Genomic DNA, 24,955 nt, shown 5'->3' with positions numbered 1-24,955 from the left:
CGTGTTGTCGCGTCACCGGATGGGCGTCGGCTTCGCGGGGGGCCACCCTCACCGCCGCGCCAGCGACCGGCGCGTGAACTCGGCGTAATGGTCGGCGAGCCAGGCCGTGCCCTGGCTCTGCCACAGCTCGGTCAGGCGGGGGATCATGAGCGGCGCGCTGACGATCCAGCTCACTGCCGCCCGGGCGTTCGCCACATCGATGCTGCCATCCGCCTGGCCTGCCTCCACCAGCTTGATGAGGCGCCGGCCGAACTGCCGTTGGCGGGTGCGCACGGCCTTGAGGTCGTCGGCGTGCAGCGAATTCATGTCGGTCAGCACGGCGCAGCTGCCGAAGTCCGAGGTGATGCCCTCGACATAGGTGCGCGTGAACGCGACGACCCTGTCGAGCCCCCGGCCGTCCAGCGCCTCGGCCACGTCCAGGGCGTGCTCGGCCAGCTCGAAGCCGATCTCGACGCAGCTCAGCAGCAGATGGTTCTTGTCGCGGAAGTAATAGTAGCAGACCGTCTTGGAGATCCCGAGCTTGACCGCGACCTCGTCGAGCGAAACGTTGCGGAAGCCGCGCTCGTTGAAGGCCGCGCCCGCCTCGCGCAGGATGAGCCGGCGCTTCAGCGCCTGCTGCTCCGACGATGATTCGAACTCACCGTTCCACCGGGGCCTGGCCTGCGTCACGTCCGCCATCACCTTTCGATCGTCCCCGCGAGGGCCGACTTTTCCGACTGGATGGGATGGCCGGGTCAAGCCCGGCCATCCCATCCTCGATCCTAGAGGCTCGTCGGCCACGTGGCCAAGCGATGCTGGCTGACGCCCCCCTGCATGCGGCGCTGGTAGACGTCGAGCATGCGGATCAGCCACTCCCGCGTCTCGCCGGGACGGATCACCGCGTGGGCGGCGAAGATGCCGGCGAGCTCGAAGGGCGAGTTGCTGACGACCATGTCGTCCATGAGCTCGGCGTAGGAGTTGTCACCCGGTTCGGGCCTGCGGTTGTGCACGACGCTGACGGCGACCGCCGGATCGACGAAGCCGACCTCGCCCGTGGTCATGACGGCGAGGGCGTCGGCGACGCCGCCACCGAGGTTGAGGTAGGCCTGGCCATAGCTCTTGCGCACCACGACGGCGAGCTTGGGCACGCTCGCCAGCGCCAGCGCCCGCAGGTTGTTCATGATCATGCCGGCGACGCCGTCCAGCTCGGGCTTGAGCCCGATAAGGAAGCCGGGCGTATCGGCGAGCAGCACCAGCGGGATGTTGAAGCTGTCGCAGAGCACGATGAACTCGGTCATCTTGTTGCAGGACGGCCCATCGATGGCGCCGCCCTTGCGCATCGGATTGCTGGCGATGATGCCGACCGGGCGGCCGTTGAGCCGGGCCAGCGACGTCTCCAGCGTGCGCCCGTAGCGCTGCCGGTACGGCATCACCGAGCCTGCATCGGCCAGCAGCTCGACCAGCTTGCGGCCGTCGTAGATCTTGTGCCGGGCGGCCGGAATGAGCGCGTCGACCTCTTCGGCCGCATGGGCTTGCACCGGGCCCTCCGCCCGCGGCGGCGCCTCGGCGCAGTTCGACGGCAGGTAGGCGAGGAAGCGGCGCAGCGCCGCGATCGCCTCCGCGTCCGTGTCGGTCACCAGATCGATCTGGCCGGTCACCTCGGCGTGCACGTCGGAGCCGCCGAGCTCTTCCGGGGTCAATTCCTGGCTCAGGGCCACCGAAACGACCTTGGGACTGGACACCGAGAAGGTGGCGTCCCGCCGCATGACGGAGAAGTCGGACTGCACCGCGTACCAGGTGCCCATGCCGTAGCACGGCCCGAGCACCGCGCAGACCCAGGGCACGTCCCGGTCGCGGTTGTTGGCCGGCAGCAGGCCGATGCGGCCCATGCCGACGGCGCCCTGGATGTCGGGCATGCGCGCGCCGGCCGACTCGATCAGGAAGGCGCAGGGAATGCCGGCGCGCGAGGCGCTCGTCTTGAGGAAAGCGAGCTTGCGGATGTTGGTGACCGACGACGAAGCGCCGAGCGTCGTCAGGTCGAAGGACGCAACCGCCACCTCGCGGCCCTCGACCCGGCCGAAGCCGGTGACGATGCCCTCGGCCGGCGTGCGGTCCTTGTCCTCGTCGCGGGCCGAATGGGCGAACTCGCCGAGCTCGGTGAAGCTGCCCGGATCGACCAGCGCGTCGATGCGCTCGCGTGCGTTCAGGATGCCGCGCTCGCGCCGGGCAGCGAGCTTGGCCTCGCCGCCCATGGCGTGCACCTTGCGGCGCCGCGCATCGAGCTCAGCCGCCAGGTCGGACGTCGTCTTGTTGATCATTGCCTTCTCGTCGGCCGGGAGGGGAAATTGGTCATGCAGCGGTACCCTGGGTCAGGCGCTCGCGCTTGAGCACGATGCCGGCCTTTTCGCGGTCCCAGGTATCGGGGGTAATGCCCTCGCTGCGCAGCAGGTGCTTCTGCACCTTCTCGGTGGGCGTGCGCGGCAGGTCGTCGATGACGCGGAAATAGCGCGGCACCATGAAGTGGGCGAGCCGCGGCCTGAGGAACTCCACGAGCGCCGGCAGATCGATGTTGCGCCCCGGCGCCGGGCTGAGGATCGCCATCACCTCGTCTTCGCCGAACTCGCTCGGCACCGCCACCACGGCAGCGTCGCGGACGTCCTCGTAGGCGACGATCTCCTTCTCCACCTCGAAGGACGAGATATTCTCGCCGCGCCGGCGGATGGCGTCCTTCATGCGGTCGACGAAGTAGAAGCTGCCCTCCTCGTCGCGCCGGAAGGCATCGCCGGTGTGGAACCAGCCGTTGCGCCAGGCCTTGGCCGTGGCTTCCGGATTCTTGTGGTAGCCGTGGTTCAGGGCAAAGGGCATGTCGGCCCGCAGGATCAGTTCGCCGACCACGCCCGGGCCCACTTCGCAATCGTTCTCGTCGACGACGCGCGCCTCGATGCCGTCGCGGGGCTGGCCGCAGGTGCCCGGCGACGCAGGATCAGGCCCGCAGTGCAGCGGCGAGGATGTCTCGGTCATGTTGAAGCCGGTGTAGACCTCGATACCGAAACGCGCCGTGAACTCCCGGTGCTGGTCGGTGAGCGGGATCATCGACACCTTGGTGAGCGGGTGCGTGCGATCCTCGGCAGACGCCGGTTCCTTGAGCAGGAAGGGCGTCATTGCCCCGAGCAGAATGGTGTGGGTAATGCCGAAGCGGCGGATCGTCGACCAGAACTCGCTGGTGCGGAATGCCTCGGTGAGCGCGAAGGAGCCGCCGCGCATCAGGGTGGACCAGATCGGCCCGGCACCGCCCACGTGGAACATGGGCAGCGTCACCAGCGTGCGGTCTTCGGGCTCGAGCACGCCGCGGGGAATGAACGTCGCGTACATCTGCAGCGCCGAGATGAGCACGCCCTTCGACGGGCCGGTGGTCCCCGACGTGTAAATGATCGATAGCGTGTCCCAGGGCTCGATCTGGCGCTGCGGCGGCGCCAGCGCCTCGCCATCGCCGACCAGAACGCCCTGATCCAGGAGGGTGAGGCCCGGGACCTCGCGGGCGCCGCCGCCGACCACCACCACCGTGCGCAGATCGGCGTGGCTCACATCGGCCAGCCGCTCGACCAACTGTGCGTCCGCGATCATCAGCTTGGCGCCGGCATTGTCGATGACGTGCGCCAGCAGGCCGCCGCGATAGCCGGTGTTGATCGGCACGTAGATGGCACCGAGGTAGTTGAGGGCAAACATCACCTCGAGGCAGGTCGGCCCGTTGGGCAGCCAGACCAGCACGAAGTCACCCTGCCCGGCCCCGAGCCGCTGCAACGCCTCCGCGCAATTGCGAACCCGCCTGCGCAATTCTCCGAAGGTCCATTCCGAGCCGTCGGATAACACCGCGAAGACGTTGTCGGGGATCTCCCGTGCGCGCCGGTCGATGAGGTCGCGGATGACCACGTCATTCCGCGGCGGCATACGCTTGTCGAGCATGAACGCCTCCCCTCAGCTCGCCGCCACGCCGACGGTCTCGAACCGCGGCCGTCCGAACAGGTTCGGCTGAAAGCCGTCGAACTTCTTGCTGACGGCGGTAATGCTGACGTCGAACACCAGCGGCACGAACAGCGCCTGATCGAGCGCGATCCGCTGCACCTTGGACAGCCCGACCTTGCGCTGCTCCTGGGTGGCGCCCATGCGCGATTCGGCCAGTGCCGCTTCCATGCCCGGGATCTCCTGGCGGCCCCCGTTGTAGGGCGAGGACTTGCCGAACAGCGTATAGAGCCCCATCGACGGGTCCGGCCGCGAGGTGATGGCGGCAACGAAGGTGTCGATCTGCCGCTGGAAGAAGAACGCCGAGGAGGCCTCGGGCACGGAGGCTGTCCGCATCTGCGCCTTGATGCCGACCTTGCGCCACATCTCGATCAGGATTTCCTGCCGTTTCACCGCGGCCTGATCGGAATAGGTGATGCCGGTGAAGGTGACTTCAGGGGTGCCGGCCTCCTTCAGCAGCGCCTTCGCCCGTTCCGGGTCGTAGGCGAGGATATCGGTGAGGGAGGGGTCGTAGGCCCAGAACTCCGTGGGGAAGAGCGTCGTCGCCGGCTGGCCGAGCCCCGCCAGAGCGAGCTTGTTGAAGATGGAGCGGTCGATGGCGAGGTTGAGCGCCTTGCGCACGCGCACGTCGTTGAACGGCGGCTTGGAGAAGTCGACGTAGATCATGTGCAGATAGAGCGACGGCGTCGCATAGACCGCGACCTTGTCGGAGCGGTCGAGGATCACCTTCTGCATCGGCGGCACGGCAACGACGACGTCGTTCTCCCCGGCCATTACGGAGCGCACGCCGGTCGCCACCTCGGGAATCACCTTCATCTCGAGCCGGTCGACCTTGGGAATGCCCTTGTCCCAATAAGCCGGGTTGCGCTCGTAGACGACGATGGCGGCGTCGTCCCACTTCACGAACTTCCAGGGGCCGGCGCCCACCGGTGCCCGGTCGATGCTGCCGCCGCCCGCCTTGACGGCGGTGGGAGACGCCATCATGCCCGCCCGGTCGGACAGGATGAGGGGCAGCGAGCGGTCCTGGGCCTTGAGCTTGATGGTGACCGTGGTCGGCCCGCTCACCTCGACCGAATCCACCGATGACAGGTCGACCTTGATGTTGGACTTGGCGTCGCCGAGCGCGCGGTCGAGGTTGAACTTGACCGCTTCGGCGTCGAGCGGCGTGCCGTCGTGGAAGGTGACACCGGGGCGCAGTTCCAGGACCAGCGTGGTGTCGTCCTTGTAGGTCCAGGACTGGGCGAGCCCGGGGCGCGCCGCCAGCGTCTTGGGATCCCACTGCACCAGCGTGTCGTAGAGTGGATAGAGGAACTGATGGTCGCCGCCGCTGCGGCCGGTCACCGGGTCGAGCGTGGACGGATTGACGTTGGCAGACACCCGGAGCGCACTGCCCTGCTGGGCCTGGGCGCGGCCACGGCCCGGCAGATCGAAGACGACAAGGCCGGCCCCGGCGAGGCAGGCGCCGATCAGGCGACGGCGGTCGATGGTGGAGCCGCGAGAATGCGGATCGGTCATAGTACCCTCCCTGGGGCCGGAACAGCCGGCCGTCTTGTGTCGCCGAGCGGTGACGATGCTGCCGCAACCGGCATCGGACTCGCTCGGGCTGGCATTGCCATCCCCCGCCCGCTGGTGGATGCGGGCTTATGTCCTCGCCGACTATCTTACGCCGGCGTAAGTTGACGGACGTGAATGTAACATCGGCGTTCTGCCTGTCAAAGGGACCCGTGCAGCCGGAGGGATGGCGGTTCGGCCTCAGCGGACGGCAGCCTCGAGGCGCTTCAACGTCTTGGGGTCGCCGGCGCCGCCGCCGAAGCGGTCGAGCGCCTGCGCAAAGCAGGTCTGGCCCGCGGCGGCCGCGTGGGCGAACAACGTCATGGACGAGCGGAACTTCATGTCGTCGGGTGAGCCGAAGATCGCAGGGAGCCGGCCACCTTCGATCGCCAGAACGGCCTCAGTGCAGCGGACGAGCCGCGGGCCGAGCAGCGGATGGGCGAGATAGGCGCGCGCCTCCGCAAGCGAGCCGATGGCATAGCGCTGCGCCATGGCGGAATAGCCGAGGCCCTCGAGCTGTGGGAAGATGAACCACATCCAGTGGCTGCGCTTGCGGCCGGCCGTCAGCTCGGCCAGCGCCGTCTCGATCACCGGCGCCTGTGCCGCGACGAAGCGCTCGAGGTCGAAGGGATCGATGTCGGCCATGCCATCCTCCGCTCGGGCATGGAGCGGACGGCGAAAAAATATCCGGCCGCTGTCGAAATCCACCCGGCCCGTGCGCCTTGGGAGTACCGGCGCCGCAGTTTCGCGGCCCGCGGACACGAGAAGGGCTCTCCCATGCAATATATGCTGATGCTGTACGAGGACGAGGCGGTCTACGGCGGCCCCGAGAAAGATGGCCCGGCACTGAAGGCGGTGGCGGCCCGCCACTGGGATTACGTCAAGGAGCTCGGCGCCGCGCGCATCACCGGCGCCGGCCTGAAGGGCAGCGCCTTCACCACCACGGTGCGCACCACCGATGGGCGCCAGCCATCCACGACGGGCCGTTCGCCGAGGCGCGCGAGCAGCTCGGCGGCTTCTACATCGTCGAGGCGGCCGATCTCGACGCCGCCATCGCCCTGGCCAGGCGTGTGCCGCTGACGCGTGATGGCGCCGTGGAGATCCGGCCACTGCTGACGCCGCCGGGCGAGGCGAGCCCATCCGCGTCGGCCTGAGGCGATGAGCGGCGAGGCCGCGGAGCCGCAGGCGCTGGCGGACGTGGTGCGCCAGGCGGGCGGACGCGTCATCGGCGCGCTCGCCGCCCGCTTCCGCGACCTCGATCTCGCCGAGGAGGCGTTCGCCGAAGTCTGCGTGCGCGCGCTGGAGGCTTGGCCACGGGAGGGCGCGCCGCGTGATCCTGCCGCCTGGCTCTATCGCGCCGCCGAACGCCGGGCGCTCGATGCACTGCGCCGCCGGCGCACGCGCGAGCGCCTGGCGCCGGAGCCGCCTGAGCCCGCACCCACCGCGGAGGACGTCATGAGCGACGACGCCCAGTTGATCCCGGACGAGCGGCTCAGGCTGATCTTCGTCTGCTGCCATCCGGCCGTCGCGATCGAGGCCCGCGCCGCGCTGACCCTGCGGCTGGTCTGCGGGCTTGGCACGGCCGAGATCGCGCGCGCTTTCCTGCTGCCGGAGCCGACCCTGGCGCAGCGGCTCGTGCGGGCCAAGCGCAAGATCGCCGAAGCGGGCGTGCCCTTCGAGATTCCCGCGCCGACCGCCTGGCCGGAGCGCCTGCAGGCGGTGCTGTCGACGTTGGAGGTGGCCTATGCCAAGGCCCATGAAGACGCGGCCGGCGCTGGCCCGCATGCGGGCTATGGGCCCGAGATGCTGCGGCTGACCCGCCTGCTCGCTGCCATGCTGCCGGACGAGCCGGAGGCCGCGGCGCTGGCGGCGACCGTCCGCTACGCCGAGGCACGCCGGCCGGCCCGCCTCGACGACGACGGCCTGATGGTGCCGTTGGCGGAGCAGGATCCGCGCCTGTGGGACCGCGCGCTGATCGCCGAGGCCGACGCCTATCTGGCCCACGCCATCAGCCCGAGGCCGCCGTCGCCCCGCGCCATCCAGGCCGCCATTCATCGGCTCTGGTGCCGCCGCCAGCGCCTGGACGAACCACCGCCCTGGACGGCGGTGCTGACGCTCTACGACCTGCTGCTCACCTGTCGCGACGACCCCATCGTGCGACTGAACCGCGCCGTCGCCCTGGCCGAGGTCGACGGCCCGGCGGCAGCGCTCGCCGAGATCGAGGCGCTGCCGGCGCAGGGCCTCGACCGGTTCCTGCCCTACCACGCCGTGCGTGCGGATCTGCTGCGGCGCCTCGGCCGCCTGGGCGAGGCCCGCGCCGCCTACACGGCCGCGCTCGCCCTGGGCCCCGGCCCCGCCGAGCGCCTCTGGCTGACCCGCCGCCGCGACGGCCCGGGCGGATACCCGTAGCGCTCGCCGAGATTATCGACACGCAATGGGATGGTCATGACGCCGTAAAGCCGTTGAACGGCCTCCCCTCGTGGGGAGGTTGTCCCGAGCGCGGCGGAGCAACTGGCGGAAGGCTCCAGCTGCCGCAACGTCCCCGGACGCTGCGCGCCGACGCGGGAAGCCGCCGCTCGACAGCGCGGCTTTGAGCGATCATCTTCGCCGTCGAGCGCCGGACCCAGCGGAGATTGCCATGAGCGATGCCGGTCACGACCATGACCACCGTCACGAGGGCGGCGAGCCCGCGCCGATCGCCTTGCGCGTGAAGGCGCTGGAATCGCTGCTCGTCGAGAAGGGCTATGTCGATCCGGCGGCGCTCGACGCCATCGTCGAGCTCTACGAGCACCGGGTGGGCCCGCGCAACGGCGCCCGCGTCGTCGCCAGAGCCTGGAACGATCCGGCCTACCGGGACTGGCTGCTCGCCGACGGCACCGCCGCCGTCCATGCGCTCGGCTACACCGGCCGCCAGGGCGAGCACCTGGTGGCGGTGGCCAACACCCCCGACGTGCACAACATGGTCGTGTGCACCTTGTGCTCCTGCTATCCCTGGCCGGTGCTCGGCCTGCCCCCGGTCTGGTACAAGTCGGCCCCCTACCGCTCCCGTGCCGTGATCGAGCCCCGCGCCGTGCTGGCCGATTTCGGCGTCGCGCTGCCGGCCGAAACCACCATCCGCGTCTGGGATTCGACGGCCGAGATCCGCTACCTCGTCATTCCCCGGCGGCCAGCCGACACCGATGGCTGGACGGAAGAGGCCCTGGCCGACCTGGTGACACGCGACTCGATGATCGGCACCGGCCTTGCCCGCGCGCCGGAGGGAGCGACGCCATGAACGGTGCGCAGGACATGGGCGGCATGATGGGCTTCGGCCCGGTGATGCCCGAGGACGAGGCGGTGCGCTTTCATGCCCCGTGGGAGCGACGGGCCCTGGCGCTCACCGTCGCGGTCGGCGGCGGCGGCGTCTGGAACATTGATGCCTCGCGGCACATGCGCGAGAGCCTGCACCCGGCCGACTATCTCGCCTCCAGCTACTACGAAATCTGGACCAAAGGGCTCGAGCGGCTGCTCCTCGCTCACGGGCTGGTCACGGCGGAGGAACTGGCACAGGGCCGAGCACTCGAAGCGCCCCGCCCGATCCCGCGCGTGCTCTCCGCAGAAGCCGCGTTGGCCGCCATGGCCAAGGGCTCGTCCTACGACCGGCCTGTCGCGACGCCGGCGCGCTTCGCCGTCGGCGACCGCCTGCGGGCGCGTGAGATGAACCCTAGGGGCCACACGCGGTTGCCGCGCTATGCCCGGGGCAAGCTCGGCACCGTCGAGATCGTCCACGGCGGCTACGTGCTGCCCGATACCCATGCCCATGGTCAGGGTGAAAATCCGCAGTGGCTCTACTGCGTGCGCTTCTCGGCCCGGGAGCTGTGGGGCCCCGAGGCCGATCCGTCGCTCGCCGTCTCCATCGACGCGTGGGAAAGCTACCTGGAGCCGGCGACGCCCTAAGCGTCCCCGCCCCCGACGACTGTACCAATCGGGACTCCGGTGCTGGCATAGCAATTGCTTGCACAATCGCGACGATGGTACGGGGGGCAGCGGCGCGCTCCTGCGGATCGACCCGGGACGGAATGGCGGAGCGGACGATCGCTGACGGACAGGACATCATCTGGCCCGTGCCGCTCGCCGCGCGGCGCGGCTTGGTGCGTCCGGCTTTCGCCTGGTCCGGGTTCACCTCGGCCTTTGCCTCCATTTTGGTCGGTGCCCGCCTGCAGGCAGAGCTCGGGACACTCGATGCCCTCCTGGCGTCCATCCTGGGCAGTTGGCTGCTCTTCATCTACTCGGCGGCAATCGGATTCGCGGCCGGCCGCTGGGGCCTCAATTCGCAGCTGATGCTGACGGCCGTCTTCGGACGCGTAGGCGCGATCCTGCCGGGCGTGCTGCTCGCGGCCCTGGTGGCCGGCTGGTTCGGCTTCCACGTCATGCTGACGACCGCTGTGTTGGCGGATGCCACCGGCCTTGCCTCGGCGCCGACGGGCTGGCTGCTGCTGTTCGGACTGCTGTTCGCCGCTCCCGTGGTCTCGGGCCTCAGCCGCGGCTTCAATGTCACGGCGATCGCCTTCCCGGCCATGATCCTCTTCGCCGTGGCCGTCGCCGTTCGCGATATCGGTCCGAGTCTCGGCACAGTCTTCGACGGCCCGCTGAGCGGCACGCTCTCGTTCGGCACCGGCGTCGGCGTCGTGTTCGGCATGTTCGTCGTCAGCGGCACGATGACGGGCGACATCGTGCGCTACTGCCGCACGGGCAACGAAGCGATCCATGCCATGGCGATCGGCTTCATCGTCTCCAACCTGCTCTTCCTGATCCTCGGCGTGCTGATCGGCGCCGCCCATGTGCGGCTCGACGATCTCTTCACGCGCGGCGATCCGCTGTCGCTGTTGCTGCTGGGCCTGATCGTGCTGTCGCACTGGACCACATGCGATGCCTGCCTTGCCAACGCCAGCGTGACGCTGAAGAGCGCGTTTCCCCGCGTGTCGTGGGCGCTCGTCTCCGGAGGAGCCGCCGCTCTCGGCCTTGTCCTGGCGCTCGGCGGCGTCGTAGATGACGTCTTCGACTGGGGGATCCTGCTGAGCGCGGTCGTGCCGCCGATCGGCGGCATCATCGTCGCCGACTATTACGTCGTGCGCGGCCATATCGGCTTTTCCCGGGCGCGCGACGTCCGCTGCAACGCCGCGGCGCTGGTCGCGCTCGCGGCGGCGGTCGCCATCGCTCTCGTCATCCGTGCCGACTTCATGGGTGACATGACGCCCCTCGTCGGTGCCCCTGTCGCGGGCCTGCTCTACCTCATGCTCGCGACGCTTGCGCCGCACTCGCTCGGAGCCGGCCTCGGGCGCGGCTCGCTCGGCGCGGAAGCGATCGACTGACGGTCGGATGGCGGGCACACGCACCAGGCGGCTTTTCTCGCGCACGCCCGGCGAGGCGCGGACGGGCCTGGTCGCCATCATCCTCGTCTCGTCGCTCGCCTTCCTGCTGCTGCAGGCGCGCAAGGATATCCTGAGCAACCTGTCCATCCACGAGGCGCGGCTGGCCCTTCAGTTCGCCACCGTCGCGGCGGACCCGCGCATTGCCGAGGTGAAGACTGTGCTCGACGATCCCGGGCGGGCACGGAGCGAGACGTCGTCGGGCCTGGCGCCCCTGAGCGGCCAAGCGACGGTTGCCGTTCGGCCGACCTCCGCCGAGCAGCGCGAGCCCACGCTCGCGCTGCTCGGCGTGGACCTCGCGCGGCCCGAGGGTACAAACGGCAAGTTCGTCATCCGCAATGGCAAACTCTTCGCCGGCATGCGCGACAACTCCGTCGCCGTGATGACCTCCGCACCGCTCACGGCGCTCGCTGTCGGCCTCTTGAGCAGGCTCACCATCGATCTCGGCTGCGTCGTCTTCCTGGGCTCGCTGCTGCTCCTCGTGCGCGAGAGCCGGCTGAGCGACTATTCAGTCCGCCGCCTGCTCGAGGCGTCACCGGTGCCGCTTCTCCTGATCGACACGGACGGCCGGCCGCAACTCGCCAACGCGCCGGCGCGCGAGCTGTTCGCGGGAGACACGGCCGGATCGCCCGCCGGCCTCCAGACGGAACTCCGCCGCCACGCAGAGCTCTTCCAATGGCTCGTGGGAGCCAAGGGGGCCGATGCGCAGGCCGAGACGCGCGCGTTCGCACTCGCCGATCCGTCCGGCTCCGTTCGCCACATGCTCGTCTCGCGCCAGTCGCTGCGCGTGCGCGCCCGCCGCATGATCATCGCCAGCGCCGTCGACATCACGGTTCGTCACGAGGCGGAAATGGTGCTCAGGCGCGCCAAGACCGCGGCCGAAACCCTCGGACAGATGAAGTCGGAATCGCTGGCGATGATCAGCCACGAGCTGCGCACACCGGTCAACGGCGTGCTCGGCCTGGCGCAGCTTCTGGCCAAGCAGCCCCTGCCGGATCCGGCCATGCACATCGTGCGGCGCATGGTGCAGGCCAGCCGGACGCTCAGTGTGATCATCAACGACATCGTCGATCTGGCGCTCATCGAGATCGGCCATCTGCGCCTGGAGCGCCAACCGTTCGATCCCCGTGAGACGATCACGGCGGCGGTGACCCTGGCGAGTGCGGCGGCGCCCGAGACGGGGCTGGTCGCGCGCGTGTCGCTGCTGACGCCGCTGCCGCCGCTCGTCTTCGGCGACCCGGCACGACTCCAGCAGATCGTCGTCAATCTGGTCGGCAACGGCCTCAAATTCGCTGACAAAGGGACCATCGAGGTCCGCATCGACGCCGTCGGGCGTGATGAGGAGCAGATCGTGCTCGCCATCGAGGTGATCGACGGCGGCATCGGCATCGCACCCGACGTCGTTTCCCGGCTCTTCCAGCCGTTTTCCCAGGCGGAGACGGGGCGCGGCCGCCGCTATGGAGGGACCGGCCTCGGACTGGCCATCAGCAAGGGGCTCGCCGAAGCGATGGGTGGCACCATCTCGGTCGACAGCGAGATCGGCCGTGGCTCGACCTTCCGCGTCCAGCTCCCCTTCGGCCTGACGGCCGACGTCGAGGAGGACGAGACGGTGGCCGTCGCGTCGCGGGTGCTCGTCGTCGACGACGTGGCGCTCAACCGCGACGTGGTCGCCGAGCTCCTCCGCGCCGAAAGCTGCCAGGTGCGCACCGCTGCCTCGGCAGCGGAGGCGATCGCGGCGTTGGAGCGCGAGAGCTTCGACCTCGTGCTGATGGACATCCGCATGCCCGGCGTGGACGGGTTGGCTGCGACCCGCATGATCCGGTCCAATCACGGGCCGCGGCGGCACGAAGGTCCGATCCTTGGCCTCACCGCTTCGCCGTCCCCCACCGACCGGCCCCTCTACCTGCTCTGCGGCATCGACGGCATCATCGAGAAGCCGGTCGAGGCCGGCAAGTTGCAAGCGGCGCTGCGTCGCCGGCCGAGCCGCCGCCTCCCCATGCCCGAGCCTCGGCGCTTCGCCCACCTGCGCGAGAAGCTCGGCGATGCCCGCGCCCGCCGCATCATGACGTCCTTCGTCGATGTCGCGGACCACGCGGTCGCGGCCATCGCCGAGAACTGCTCGCGCCTCGACCCCTCCGACATCGCAGATGATGCGCATCGCCTGGCCGGAGCGGCGGCCAATGCTGGCTTCGATGCCCTCGCGGCGGCGGCGCAGGAATTGGAGACTGTCGCCGGCTCGGGGGGCCTCGCCGCCATATCGGATGCCGCTGTGCTGGTCGTCGAAGCGCACCGGGAGGCGCTGCGCTGCGCTCACGCCCATCTCGACCAGTTGGCCCCGTCCGACCCAGCGGACAGGCTCAAGCTCTTGGAAACCGGTGCCTTCGAGCGGATGGATGGCCCGGTCAAGCCCGACCGTGACGCCGAGAAAGGGGCTGCTTCTCCCACCCGTCATGGTCGGGCTTGACCCGACCATCGACCGATCAAGAGGCGCCCTGCCACCGCGACGGCCGACACCACGAGGCTCAAGCCGAGAACAGATAGCCGGCGCCGTGCACCGTGGTGATCAGGCTGGGACGCTCGGGATTGGCCTCCAGCTTGCGGCGCAGCCGGCGCACCAGGGTGTCGATGGTGCGGTCGAACGGATCCCAGCGGCGATGGCTGGCGGCGGCGATCAGGCGCTCGCGCGACATCACCTGGCCGGAATTTCGGACGAAGACGCTGAGCAGGTCGAACTCCGCGGTGGTGAGGCTCACCGGCTGGCCGCCGTCGTCCGTTACCGCGCGGCGGCCCATGTCCATCGTATAGCGATCGAAATGCAGCGTCTGCGTCGGACTGGCGAGGCGGCTATGGCTGACGCGGCGCAGGAGATTGCGTACCCGTGGCAGCAATTCGCGCTCGTCGATCGGCTTGGCGATATAGTCGTCGGCGCCGTATTCGAGGCCGAGGATGCGGTCGACCTTGTCGTTGCGCCCGGTGATCAGGATGATGCCGAGCTCGGACTTCTCGCGGAGCGACCGGGTCAGGGTCAGCCCGTCGGTGCCAGGCAGGCGGATGTCGAGGAGCACGAGGTCGAGCGGCTCCGTGCGCATCATGCGCTCGAGCCCCACGGCATCCGCGGCGCCGCGCACGTGATAGCCTTCCGCCTCCAGGAAACCTGCCAACGTTTCCCGGATCGAAGCATCGTCGTCGACGATGCCGAGCCGGCAATCTGTCCAGCGTTGCTGCACCCTGCCCGCCTCCTGTTCACAAAATTCTACAAAATTATCCCGCCGGTTCAAGGGCCGGCGCGGACTCGTTCACAAGCGGGCGGCAAGCTCACGGGTAAGCAATGCAGCCCTCGGCCCATGGCACCGAGGGGGAAGCCGGGGCTCACGCGATGCAAGTTGTCTTGTCTGCGGCCTGCGTCGGTTCGGCGCCTGCCCGTTGGGGTCGATGATCGCCGATGGCTTATCGTGCGGTCCTCCAGCGCATCGCCGGCGCGCTTCCCAGCCTGATCGGCGTCGTCATCGTCACCTTCCTGCTGTCGCGTGCCCTGCCCGGTGATCCCGCCGCCTATTTCGCCGGCCCCGCCGCCAACGCAGCGTCGGTCCAGCAGGTGCGCGAAAGCCTCGGCCTCGACAAGAGCTGGCCCGAACAGTTCTGGCGCTACCTGAGCGATCTGTCCCATGGCAGCCTCGGCCACTCGCTGACGACGGGCCAGTCGGTGGTCGCCGACCTCGTCCAGCGCCTGCCCGCCTCCATGGAACTGACGTTCTGTGCCCTCATCTTCGCGATCATCGTCGCGGTGCCGCTCGGCGTGCTCGCGGCGGCGCGACCGGACTCCATCGTCGACCACCTGTGCCGGGCGCTGGTGACGATGGGCGCGGCCTTCCCGACATTCTTCGTCGCGCTGCTCTTCGTCTACGTCTTCTACTACGTACTGGGCTGGGCGCCGCAGCCGGTCGGCCGGCTCGATGAGATCTACTATACGTTTCCCAGCGAAGTGACCGGCTTTCTGCTGATCGACACGCTCATCGCCGGCGACTTCGCCGCCTTCCGCGGCGCGCTCGCCCAGCTCATCCTGCCCACCGTTTCCCTCGGGCTGTTCGCCCTGGCGCCGATCGCGCGGATGACGCGGGCCGCCATGCTGGCCGCGCTCGGCTCCGATTTCGTACGCACGGCGCGAGCCAACGGCCTGGCGGCGGGTACGGTGCTATTCACCTACGCCTTCCGCAACGCGCTGCTCGCCGTGGTCAACACCTTGGGGATGGTCTTCTCCTTCCTGCTCGGCTCGAACGTGCTGATCGAGCAGGTGTTCGGCTGGCCGGGCGTCGGCTCCTATGCCGTCAGCGCCGTCATCGCCTCCGACTACGCCAGCGTGCAGGGCTTCGTGCTGCTGATGGCGGTCGCCTACGTGCTGCTCAATCTCGTGGTCGATCTGGTCGCCGGCCTGATTGATCCACGCGTGCGGTTCGGGGGTTAGATCATGGCTGCGGCGACCCTGCGCGACGTGCGCTATGCCTTCGGCGAGAATCCGCTCACCGCCGTCGCGCTCGCTATCTTCCTGCTGCTCGTCGCCTGCGCGGTTGTCGGCCCCGCACTGGTGCCCTACGACCCGCTGGCGACAAACTCCGACTTCCGTCTTGTGCCCCCGTCCAGCACTCATTGGTTCGGCACCGATCGGCTGGGACGCGACATCCTCAGCCGCGTCGTCGTGGCCGCCCGCCTCGACCTCGGGATGGCCGTCTGCGCCGTGGCCCTCTCGCTGGTGATCGGCACCGGGCTCGGCGCGGTGGCGGGCTACCGCGGCGGCTGGATCGACAATGTGGTCGGCCGGCTCTTCGACACTATCATGGCATTCCCGCTCTTCGTGCTCGCCATGGGCATCGTCGCCGCGCTCGGCAACTCGGTCGCCAACATCGTCATCGCGACCGCGATCATCAATCTGCCCTTCTACGGCCGCTTCGCCCGAGCCGAGGTGAACATCCGCCGCGAGCTCGCCTACGTCGAGGCCGCGCGCATGGGCGGCAACGGCGCGGCGCTCATCCTGGCCCGCCACCTCATCCCCAACATCATGCCGCCGATGATGGTGCAGGCCTCACTCAACATGGGCTGGGCGATCCTGAACGCCGCTGGCCTGTCGTTCATCGGCCTCGGCGTGCGCCCGCCGGAGGCCGAGTGGGGCATCATGGTGTCGGAGGGGGCGAGCTTCATCTTCTCCGGGGAGTGGTGGACCTTCGTCTTCCCGGGCGCCGCCCTGGTGCTCGCCGTCTTCTGCTTCAACCTGCTCGGCGACGGCCTGCGCGACATGATCGATCCGCGGAGGCGCACATGAGCGCGCCGCCGCTGCTGGATGTGGACGGCCTGACCCTCGACTTCCGCACCCGGGCCGGACGCGTCAAGGCCCTGGACGACATCTCCTTCAGCGTCCAGCGCGGCGAGATCCTCGGCATCGTCGGCGAGAGCGGCTCGGGCAAGTCGGTGAGCGCCTATGCGGTCATGGACCTGCTCGACGGCAACGCCGAGATCCGCGGCGGCACGATGCACTTCGGCGGCGCCGATCTCATCGAGCGCGACCGGGCGGCGGTGCGGAGCATGCGGGGCCGCGAGATCTCGATGATCTTCCAGAGCCCGCGCACGGCCTTGAACCCGATCCGTTCGGTCGGTCGGCAGATCGCGGACGTGCTCGTCCGCCACGGCCCGGTGCCCCGCCGGCAAGCCAAGGAGAAAGCCATTGCGGCGTTGCGCAAGGTCCGCATTCCCGACCCGGAGCGCCGCTACGACGCCTACCCTTTCGAGCTCTCGGGCGGCATGTGCCAGCGCGTCATGATCGCCATGGCGCTCGCCTGCGAGCCGATGCTGCTGATCGCCGACGAGCCGACGACCGGCCTCGACGTCACCACGCAGGCGGTGATCCTCGATCTGATCCGCGACCTCGTCGACAACTCGCGCATGGCCGCGATCCTGATCACGCACGATCTGGGCCTCGCCGGCGAATACTGCGACCGGGTGGCCGTCATGCATGCCGGCCACGTCGTCGAGACGGCGCCGATGGCGGCGCTGCTCGGCCGCCCCGCCCATCCCTACAGCGCCAAGCTTGTCGCCGCGACCCCGTCGTCGGCCGCCAGCATCGACGAGCTGGCGAGCATCCCCGGCAACCTGCCGAACCTCTTGCGCGACGACCTGCCTTACTGCCGCTTCTGCGACCGCTGCGACCGGCGCGTGGCGCGATGCGACACCGAGCCGACGCCGATGACGGCCGTCGGCGAAGACCATCTCGTGCGCTGCTGGAGCCCGCTGTGACGACGCTGCTCGAAGCCACGGGGCTGAAGCGCTTCTACAAGGTCGGGAGCGGCCGCAAGCGTGGCATGCTGCATGCGCTGGACGGGGTCGACCTAGCCATCGGCACGGGCGAGAGCGTCGGTCTGGTCGGCGAATCCGGGTGCGGCAAGTCCACCTTGGCGCGGGTCCTGGCGCGCCTCGTCGAGCCGACCGCGGGAAGCCTCCGCTTCAAGGGCGAGGACATCGCAGCGATCCCGCTCGCACGGTTCATCACGAGCCCGCTCCGGGCCCGCATCCAGATGGTCTTCCAGGACCCGACCGAAAGCCTCAACCCGCACTTCACGGTCGGCGACGCCATCGCCGACCCGATCAGACGGCTGAGGGGGGCGGCGGACAAGAACGATCTCGACCGGCGCGTGCGGGCCGCGCTCGCCATGGTCGGCCTGCCGGACAATCTCATCGGCCGTTACCCGCACCAGCTTTCGGGCGGCCAGAAGGCCCGCGTCGGCATCGCGCGGGCCGTCGCCGTCGAGCCGGAGCTGCTGATCCTGGACGAGCCCACCTCGGCTCTCGACGTCTCCGTGCAGGCGGTGGTGCTGAAGCTGCTGGCGGACCTGCGCGCCCGGCTCGGCATGAGCTACGTCTTCGTCTCGCACGACCTCGACGTCGTCCGCCTGCTCTGCGAGCGCGTCGTCGTCATGTATCTCGGCGAGGTAATCGAAACGGCGCCGACCGAGGCGCTGTTCGAGGGTCCGGCCCACCCCTATACGCGCGCCCTGCTCGCCGCCATCCCCGATCCGCACCGTCGCGGACAGCACCCGCCGCGGCTCGACGGCAGCCCGCGCAGCCCGATCGATCCCGACCCGGGCGTCTGCCAGTTCTACGGCCGCTGCCCCCGGGGGCAGCCGGTCTGCGCCCAGTCGCGGCCGCCGCTGCGGCCGGTCGGAGCCGGGCATCTCGCCGCCTGCCATTTCGCCGGACATCCCGCCTAGAGGACACGACCGACCATGCCGTCAGCCGCCGACAACGCCATCGCCCGCCTCACCGCCGGGGAGATTGCTCAGAAAGTCAAGCGCAAGGAGTTGAGCGCGCTCGAGGTGGCGGAGGCATCGCTCCGCCGCATGGAAACGCTGGAGCCCCACATCTGCGCCTTCAGCGTCCCCACCCCGGACGTGGCGCGTGCCGCGGCCGGCGAGGTGGATCGCAAGATCGCGGCCGGCGAGGAGGCCGGGCCTCTCGCGGGCGTGCCGATCGGCATCAAGGATCTCGTCGCTACCAAGGGCATCGAGACCGCCATGGGCTCGAACCTTTACAAGGGCTGGATCCCCGACGAGGACGACATCGTCGTCGAGCGCCTCAAGGCGGCTGGCGCCGTGATCCTCGGCAAGACCAACGTGCCGGAGTTCGGCTACTCCGGCGTGGGGCACAATCCGCTCGGCCTCACTACCCGCAATCCCTGGAATCTGGCGATGACGCCGGGCGGCTCCTCCGCCGGCTCCGGCGCCTCGGTCGCCTGCGGCGTCACGCCCTTCGCCATCGGCTCCGATGGCGGCGGCTCGATCCGCATCCCCGCGGCCCACTCGGGCCTTTACGGCATGAAGGCCTCGATGGGCCGCGTGCCGCTCTATCCCGGCTGCCGCGACGAGCGCTTTCCCGGCGTGTCGAGCTGGGAATCGCTCGAGCATATCGGCCCGATAAGCCGCACCGTCGCCGACTCGGCCCTGATGCTGAGCGTCATCGCCGCGGGTCCCGACATGCGCGACCGCTACTCGCTGCCCGGACCCGAGTTCGAGTGGAACGAGGCGGCGAAGCCCGCCTCCCTCAAGGGCCTGCGCGTGGCCTACTCGGCCGACTGGGGCTACGCCGCCGTCGATCCGGAGGTGCGCCGCGTGGTCGGCGAGGCCGTCAAGGTATTCGAGCGGGACCTCGGCTGCATCGTCGAAGAAGCCAATCCCGGCTGGGAGGACCCCGGTCCCCACTTCTGGACCCTGGTGATGGCCGAGTCCGACCTCACGGGGATGCGTAAGATGATCAAGGGCCGCGAAAGCGAAGTCTCGCCACACCTGGTCGCGTTGATCGAGCACGACTGGACGGCGGCCCAGATCACGGACGCCAAGACCGTGCGCAAGGCCGTGGTCAACAAGATGTGGCGTCTGATGCAGCGCTACGATCTGCTGCTGACGCCGACGCTCGCCGTCCCGCCGTTCCCGGTGCACATGCAGGGGCCGGAGATGATCGAGGGACGGATGGTGAGCACCGGCGCCTGGCTCGCCTTCACCTCCATCATGAACATGACCGGGCAGCCCGCCGCCTCCATCCCCGCCGGGTTCACCACGGACGGCCTGCCGGTCGGCCTGCAAGTCGTCGGCCGTCACCTTGACGATCCCATGGTGCTGCGCGCCTCGGCCGCCTTCGAGGCCGCCAAGCCGTGGGCCGACGCCTGGCCGCCGCTCGTCGCCGAGCTGGGGCTTTAGAGCGTTTTCGAGCGAAGTGGACGCCGGTTCGCGTGAAGAAACCGCCACAAATCAAAAAGATAGAGCATTTCGGCGATTCGAAGAAACGCGGAAATGCTCTAGGTCGCCGGCCGATCGCGGCGCCTCGCGTCGCGCCCGCCAAGTCTTCGCCGGCGCCGCCGGCATCATCGATCCACCGAAGCTCCCGAGGAGAATACCACATGCTCGAGGTCAATCGCAGGCAAGCCTTCGGCCTTATCGGCGGCGGCGCCGCGCTGTCCGTGACCGGCGGATGGCAGGTGGCGCAGGCGGCTACGCCAAAAGACACGCTCATCCTCCTCAACGAGATGGGCCCCAATTCGCTCGACACCATGCTGCCGGCGGCCAACGACCAGAGCCGCATGGTGGCCTGGAACGTCTACGACCGGCTGGTGACACACGGCACCAAGCCCCTGCCGAACGGCGCGACGGGCTATGACGCAACGGTCTTCAAGCCCGAGCTCGCCGAAAGCTGGGAGGTGCTGGACGGCGGCAGGACGCTGATCTTCCATCTGCGCCAGGACGCCAAATTCCATGACGGCAGCCCGGTGACGGCCGAGGACGTCAAATGGTCCTTCGAACGCGCCATCGCCGCGGGCGGCTTTCCGGCCGTCCAGATGGCGGCCGGCTCGCTCGTCAGCCCCGACCAGTTCACCGCCGTCGATCCGTACACTTTCAAGATCACCTTCGAGAAGGCCAACAAGCTGGCGCTTCCGGACGTGGCCGTGCCGGTGCCCTGCATCGTCAACAAGAAGCTGGTGCTCAAGCACGTCACCGACGCCGATCCGTGGGGCCTCGAATGGACGCAGCGCAACGACGCCGGTGGCGGTGGCTTCGCGGTGGCGAGCTGGAAGCCGGGCGACCAGCTCGTCCTGACACGCTTCGACGGTTGGAAGAGCGGGCCACTACCGGAGCTGAAGCGGGTCGTGTTCCGCCAGATCGCCTCGCCCGGCACGCGCCGCGCGCTGCTGGAAAAGGGCGACGTGGACCTCTCCGTCGGCCTGCCGCCGAAGGACTATGCCGAGCTCGCCGCCGCCGGAAAGCTGAAGGTCACCGGCACGCCGGTGCAGGGCGATCTGCTCTTCATCGACATGAACGTGCAGATGAAGCCCTTCGACAACCCCAAGGTCCGCCAGGCCATCGCCTATGCGATCCCCTACGCGCAGATCATGGACAGCGCCCTCTATCAGCGCGGCCTGCCGATGTTCGGCGCCGATCCCGCGCCGCAGACCTATCCGCCGACGTGGCCGACCCCGTCGCCGTTCAAGACCGATCTCGACAAGGCCAGGGCGCTGCTGGCCGAGGCCGGCCTCGCCAACGGCTTTGCGACGACGCTCTCCTTCGACCTCAGCCAGGCCACGACGCGCGAGCCGATCGCCGTGCTCGTGCAGGAATCGCTCGGCAAGATCGGCATCAAGGTCACCCTCGAGAAGGTGCCGGGCGCCAACTGGTTCGCCAACATGGCATCCAAGAAGATGCCCTTCGTGATCGCCGAGTTCTACCCTTGGCTCGACTACCCCGAGTATCACTTCTTCTGGACGTATCATGGCGGCAACAACTCGGTGTTCAACACCTGCAACTACGTCAATCCCAAGCTCGATGCTCTGATCGAGACGGCGCGCTTTGCCAGCAACGATGCGGAATACAAGAAGACGCTGAGCGAGATGGTCGCCATCGTCATGGCTGACGTGCCGCGCATTCCGCTGGCTCAGCTGTTCGGCGACGTGGCGATGCAGCCCAACATCGAGAACTACGTCTACTGGTTTCACCAGCACATCGACTACCGCACCATCAAGAAGGGCTGATCGGCCGCGCCCGCCCCGCCGACGCCGCCATCGGCGGGGCTGCCTCATCGCTTGCAACATCTGAGTGCCCCCGCGGCGTGGCCGCCGGCGCGGACAGGACAGGACAGGAAACCGACATGCGTGACGCTCTCGGCGCCTTCGTGCCGCACGTGGACTGCGTGGTGCAGGGATCAGGGTCGGGCCCGCTCGCGGGCATGACCTTCGCCGCCAAGGATCTCTTCGATGTCGCCGGCTACGTGACCGGCAGCGGCAATCCCGACTGGGAGCGCACCCATGCGCCGGCGAAGCGCCATGCGGCAGCGGTGAAGGCCCTGCTCGATGCCGGCGCCACCCTCGCCGGCAAGACCATCACCGATGAGATCTCGCTGGGTCTCGTCGGCCGCAACCAGTTCTATGGCACGCCGCTCAACCCGAAGGCGCCGGACCGCGTGCCCGGCGGCTCCTCCAGCGGCTCGGCGTCGGCGGTCGCCGGTGGCCTCGTCGACACCGCGCTCGGCACCGATTCCGGCGGCTCGGTCCGGACGCCCGCGGCTTTTTGCGGCCTCTTCGGCCTGCGACCCACCCATGGCCGCATCTCTGTGAAGGGCATGGAGACCCAGTCGCCGACCTTCGACACCTGCGGCTGGTTCGCGGCCGATGCAGACACCTTCGCCAAGGTGGGCGAGGTGCTGCTCGGCGCGCCGATCGCCGACGGCGGGCTCACCCGGATGATCGTCGCCAGCGACTGCTTCGCCATTGCCGAGCCGGAGGTGCAGGCTGCGCTTGCCCCGGCGGCCGAGGCGCTCGGCGGGCTGTTCTCCGCCGTGCGCGAGGCGCCACTCGCCGATCGCGACATCCTCGACTGGTCGCGCAATCAGTCGCTCCTGCAGCGCGGCGAGTATACCAAGACCTTCAGGCCCTGGGTGGAGCGTTGCGTGCCGCGCTTCTCCATCGAGGTCGGGACCAGCCTTGCGCTCGGCGCGCTCCTTGCCGAAGCCGAGCTCGTCGGCCCCAACGCGTTCCGCGCGATGGCGAAAGCGCGCCTGGGCGACCTCCTCGGCGACGACGCCGTGCTCTGCCTGCCGACGACGCCGATCCTGCCGCCGCGGCGCGACGAGCCGTTTTCGGCCTTGACGCACTCGGTCAGCCGCATCATCGAGCTGACCTGCATCGCAGGCCTGACGGGCCATCCGCAGATCAACCTGCCGCTGGCCCACCACGCCGGCATTCCGGTGGGCCTCTCGCTGATCGGGCCGAAGGGCTCGGACGAGCGCCTCATCGCGCTCGCCCGGCAAGTCGCGGCACTCACACGCTCGTGTAGTGTCGGCAGCGACTGAAGGCCCAGGCGGCCGTGGGTACGCCTACAATGATTAGACGCAGGCGAGCTTGAAAGGCGCGTTCTGATGCCCAAGCATTACTGACCAGCCTCAAGCCCAAGTTGGCCCCTCACGTGCCGACGCGCCTCGATCAACTCGGGAAACGGCACGCCTCCGGGATCGCATGTCGCATAAGAACTGAGGCCCTCCATACTAATCTCGTTCTTGGCCCGATCTATAGCAATTCCTACTGGAATCGTCACATCAACCGAGCGAAACGCGACAAGTTGAAATAGACTTATTTTCTCACGCACGGTAACGCAATAAATCAATCTTCCAGTTCGCTGACTTAACGCTGGTCCAAGTATTTCGGCGGAAGTAATAATTCCGTGCTCCCGAACTATACCATTATTTCCCGGAAGGTTTTTCCGGCGAGCGAGATGCTTCGCTATCAATTTCCGCAGAACTTCAGCCTCGTTCAACGTTTTAGGTGCGCTTTCGACGCTCCTGCGGCCCTTCTTCTCGGCCGCGGCCTGGTTCAGGTTAACGCAGGCGAGGCACAAGCTGAGCGCCGCGATGACGAATGACTTCAAGCTTTTGCCCCCGGCAATGTCGCTGCTCTGCGCATACAATCATAGCGCGCCATCGCAACCTATCTCAATCGCCAACGCACTCGACGGGCTACGCTTGTGCCGAGTGATTCGGTCATGCGTTTCGCTAAATTCGCAGCCAGCGGGCACTGGCGGCCACGCCGAGCAGCAACAACGCCACGATCAGCAGGGCAACCGACAGGCTTGCGGCGTGGGCGACGAAGCCGATCGCCGCGGGCCCGACCAGGATGCCAGCGTAGCCGAGCGTGGTAATAGCGGGGATCGCCACGCTCTCCGGCATGACGTTCTGGCGTCCAGCGGCGGTGAAGAAGACCGGCACGATGTTGGAGCAGCCGGCGCCGAGCAGCGCGTAGCCGGCAAGCGCCGCCTCCCAGGCAGGAACGAGGGTGGCGAGCGCGAGCCCCGCGGCGGCGCAAATCGCCCCCCACACCACCACGCGGATCGGCCCCAGGCGCTGCACGATGGCGTCGCCGGCGAGCCGGCCGGCGGTCATCGTCGCCGCGAACGCCGCATAGGCCAGCCCCGCCACCGCCGGTTCGGCGCCGCGTACCTGGCTCAGGAACACCGCGCTCCAATCCAGCGCCGCGCCCTCGGCCAGGAACATGATGAAGCACAGAATCCCGATGAACAGCACGACGCCGTGCGGAACGGCGAAGGGCGGCCCGCTGCTTTCTCCACCGGTCAGCAGCCCGGGCATGGCAGCGAGGAGCGCCAGCACCATGCCGGCGACGACGACGACGCTCGCCATGAGCGGCGTGAAGCCGACGCCGAGCAGCCCGCTGACGCCGGCCGCCCCGAGAATGCCGCCGAGGCTGAACAGGCCGTGGAAGCCCGACATCATCGGCCGGCCGGCGGCGCGCTCGACGATCACCGCCTGGATGTTGATGGTGCAGTCGATCGAGCCGACGCCGGCCCCGAACACGAACAGCGCGGCGGCCAGCAGTGGCACGCTCGACAGCGTCGCCAGCAGCGGTAGCGTCAGGCAGAGGAGGACGGTCGCGACGATCAGGACCAGGCGGCACCCGAGACGGGCGACGAGCGCGCCGGCCAGCGGCATGGCGACGATCGAGCCGACACCGAGGCTGAGCAGCAGCAGGCCCAGCGCGCCGTCGTCGAGCCCGGCCCGCGCCTTGACGAAGGGCACCAGGGGCGCCCAGGCGGCGAGGCCGAAGCCGGCGATGAAGAAGGCCAGGCGCGTGGCGAGGTGTTGAGCCGGGCCGAGGCGAACCGGTGTCGTCGCGGAGAAGGTCTGCATGCGGCCCTGATCGCCCATCGGTGCGGCTATGGGAACCCCTCTCGGCAGCCCCCCTTCGGCTCGTGCGCCCGGCGCGCGGGACTGGCCGGCGCGTGAAGCCAGGCTGCGCTGGCCGTTTCCGCATAGACACCGCCCCGCCCGCCCGTAGCATCGGTGCGATGCCGCGGAGCGGTCATCCAGCGATTGCGGCGGCTCCGGGATCCGGTGGGCGCCGTCCAACGACTGGGCTGTCGGCGCAAGGCAACGACGAGGCCACCATCGTGGACCGCCAATGGCGG

The 24,955-nt window shown here is 68.9% G+C and carries 22 protein-coding genes; 14 read left to right on the top strand and 8 right to left on the bottom strand.

What is annotated here, in order from left to right; translation table 11 throughout:
* Positions 1 to 48: 48 nt before the first annotated feature.
* From IEW34_RS25055 to IEW34_RS25035, 5 genes are all read right to left on the bottom strand, one after another.
* A complete protein-coding gene (locus IEW34_RS25055; protein WP_188611968.1) occupies positions 49 to 678 on the bottom strand; it encodes a TetR/AcrR family transcriptional regulator in 630 nt (209 codons plus the stop codon).
* 83 nt (positions 679 to 761) lie between these two features.
* The gene (locus tag IEW34_RS25050) at positions 762 to 2,297 is read right to left on the bottom strand and encodes an acyl-CoA carboxylase subunit beta (RefSeq protein ID WP_188611967.1); all 1,536 of its coding nucleotides are present in this window, start codon (positions 2,295 to 2,297) and stop codon (positions 762 to 764) included.
* 31 nt (positions 2,298 to 2,328) lie between these two features.
* Positions 2,329 to 3,942, bottom strand: a complete 1,614-nt coding sequence (locus tag IEW34_RS25045) for an AMP-binding protein (RefSeq protein ID WP_210324580.1) — start codon at positions 3,940 to 3,942, stop codon at positions 2,329 to 2,331.
* Between the two features lie 12 nt (positions 3,943 to 3,954).
* The gene (locus IEW34_RS25040) at positions 3,955 to 5,514 is read right to left on the bottom strand and encodes an ABC transporter substrate-binding protein (RefSeq protein ID WP_188611966.1); all 1,560 of its coding nucleotides are present in this window, start codon (positions 5,512 to 5,514) and stop codon (positions 3,955 to 3,957) included.
* A gap of 237 nt (positions 5,515 to 5,751) precedes the next feature.
* Positions 5,752 to 6,195: a DUF1810 domain-containing protein gene (locus IEW34_RS25035; RefSeq protein WP_188611965.1), complete on the bottom strand. Its 444-nt coding sequence runs from the start codon at positions 6,193 to 6,195 to the stop codon at positions 5,752 to 5,754.
* Between the two features lie 132 nt (positions 6,196 to 6,327).
* Between IEW34_RS25035 and IEW34_RS25030 the strand changes: the two genes are divergently transcribed.
* From IEW34_RS25030 to IEW34_RS25005, 7 genes are all read left to right on the top strand, one after another.
* On the top strand, positions 6,328 to 6,630 hold the full coding sequence (locus IEW34_RS25030) for a YciI family protein (protein ID WP_244642235.1): 303 nt from the start codon (positions 6,328 to 6,330) through the stop codon (positions 6,628 to 6,630).
* Entirely contained in the window at positions 6,573 to 6,704 is a 132-nt protein-coding gene (locus IEW34_RS30765) for a YciI family protein (RefSeq protein ID WP_244642231.1), read from the top strand. Before IEW34_RS25030 ends, IEW34_RS30765 begins: the two co-directional genes overlap by 58 nt.
* Positions 6,705 to 6,708: 4 nt before the next feature.
* Entirely contained in the window at positions 6,709 to 7,959 is a 1,251-nt protein-coding gene (locus IEW34_RS25025; protein WP_188611964.1) for an RNA polymerase sigma factor, read from the top strand.
* Between the two features lie 229 nt (positions 7,960 to 8,188).
* A complete protein-coding gene (nthA, locus tag IEW34_RS25020; RefSeq protein ID WP_188611963.1) occupies positions 8,189 to 8,824 on the top strand; it encodes a nitrile hydratase subunit alpha in 636 nt (211 codons plus the stop codon).
* The gene (gene nthB / locus IEW34_RS25015; protein ID WP_188611962.1) at positions 8,821 to 9,486 is read left to right on the top strand and encodes a nitrile hydratase subunit beta; all 666 of its coding nucleotides are present in this window, start codon (positions 8,821 to 8,823) and stop codon (positions 9,484 to 9,486) included. Before nthA ends, nthB begins: the two co-directional genes overlap by 4 nt.
* A gap of 122 nt (positions 9,487 to 9,608) precedes the next feature.
* Positions 9,609 to 10,901, top strand: a complete 1,293-nt coding sequence (locus IEW34_RS25010; RefSeq protein WP_188611961.1) for a cytosine permease — start codon at positions 9,609 to 9,611, stop codon at positions 10,899 to 10,901.
* A gap of 7 nt (positions 10,902 to 10,908) precedes the next feature.
* On the top strand, positions 10,909 to 13,422 hold the full coding sequence (locus IEW34_RS25005; protein ID WP_188611960.1) for a hybrid sensor histidine kinase/response regulator: 2,514 nt from the start codon (positions 10,909 to 10,911) through the stop codon (positions 13,420 to 13,422).
* A gap of 58 nt (positions 13,423 to 13,480) precedes the next feature.
* Here the strand turns inward: IEW34_RS25005 and IEW34_RS25000 are convergent, their stop codons facing one another.
* Complete coding sequence (locus IEW34_RS25000; RefSeq protein ID WP_210324579.1) at positions 13,481 to 14,185, bottom strand: response regulator; 705 nt, start codon at positions 14,183 to 14,185, stop codon at positions 13,481 to 13,483.
* Positions 14,186 to 14,400: 215 nt separating this feature from the next.
* Between IEW34_RS25000 and IEW34_RS24995 the strand changes: the two genes are divergently transcribed.
* From IEW34_RS24995 to IEW34_RS24965, 7 genes are all read left to right on the top strand, one after another.
* Positions 14,401 to 15,420 carry an ABC transporter permease gene (locus IEW34_RS24995; protein ID WP_188611959.1) on the top strand — a complete coding sequence of 340 codons (1,020 nt, stop codon included), beginning with the start codon at positions 14,401 to 14,403 and terminating at the stop codon, positions 15,418 to 15,420.
* Between the two features lie 3 nt (positions 15,421 to 15,423).
* A complete protein-coding gene (locus IEW34_RS24990) occupies positions 15,424 to 16,272 on the top strand; it encodes an ABC transporter permease (protein WP_188611958.1) in 849 nt (282 codons plus the stop codon).
* The gene (locus IEW34_RS30760) at positions 16,269 to 17,240 is read left to right on the top strand and encodes an ABC transporter ATP-binding protein (protein ID WP_188611957.1); all 972 of its coding nucleotides are present in this window, start codon (positions 16,269 to 16,271) and stop codon (positions 17,238 to 17,240) included. The genes IEW34_RS24990 and IEW34_RS30760 overlap by 4 nt, the downstream gene beginning before the upstream one ends.
* Positions 17,237 to 18,211 carry an ABC transporter ATP-binding protein gene (locus IEW34_RS30755; RefSeq protein WP_244642199.1) on the top strand — a complete coding sequence of 325 codons (975 nt, stop codon included), beginning with the start codon at positions 17,237 to 17,239 and terminating at the stop codon, positions 18,209 to 18,211. The genes IEW34_RS30760 and IEW34_RS30755 overlap by 4 nt, the downstream gene beginning before the upstream one ends.
* 15 nt (positions 18,212 to 18,226) lie before the next feature.
* Entirely contained in the window at positions 18,227 to 19,693 is a 1,467-nt protein-coding gene (locus IEW34_RS24975; RefSeq protein ID WP_188611955.1) for an amidase, read from the top strand.
* A gap of 200 nt (positions 19,694 to 19,893) precedes the next feature.
* The gene (locus IEW34_RS24970; RefSeq protein WP_188611954.1) at positions 19,894 to 21,516 is read left to right on the top strand and encodes an ABC transporter substrate-binding protein; all 1,623 of its coding nucleotides are present in this window, start codon (positions 19,894 to 19,896) and stop codon (positions 21,514 to 21,516) included.
* Positions 21,517 to 21,632: 116 nt separating this feature from the next.
* Entirely contained in the window at positions 21,633 to 22,832 is a 1,200-nt protein-coding gene (locus IEW34_RS24965) for an amidase (protein ID WP_188611953.1), read from the top strand.
* 77 nt (positions 22,833 to 22,909) lie between these two features.
* Here the strand turns inward: IEW34_RS24965 and IEW34_RS24960 are convergent, their stop codons facing one another.
* A complete protein-coding gene (locus IEW34_RS24960; RefSeq protein ID WP_210324578.1) occupies positions 22,910 to 23,443 on the bottom strand; it encodes a hypothetical protein in 534 nt (177 codons plus the stop codon).
* Positions 23,444 to 23,528: 85 nt separating this feature from the next.
* Entirely contained in the window at positions 23,529 to 24,677 is a 1,149-nt protein-coding gene (locus tag IEW34_RS24955) for an MFS transporter (protein ID WP_188611951.1), read from the bottom strand.
* Positions 24,678 to 24,955: the final 278 nt, after the last annotated feature.

Origin of the sequence: Chelatococcus reniformis (assembly GCF_014640075.1) — a bacterium.
Classification (GTDB): Bacteria; Pseudomonadota; Alphaproteobacteria; order Rhizobiales; family Beijerinckiaceae; genus Camelimonas; species Camelimonas reniformis.
Note: the sequence above shows the minus strand (reverse complement) of the source record. Positions and strands in the feature narration are given on the sequence as shown.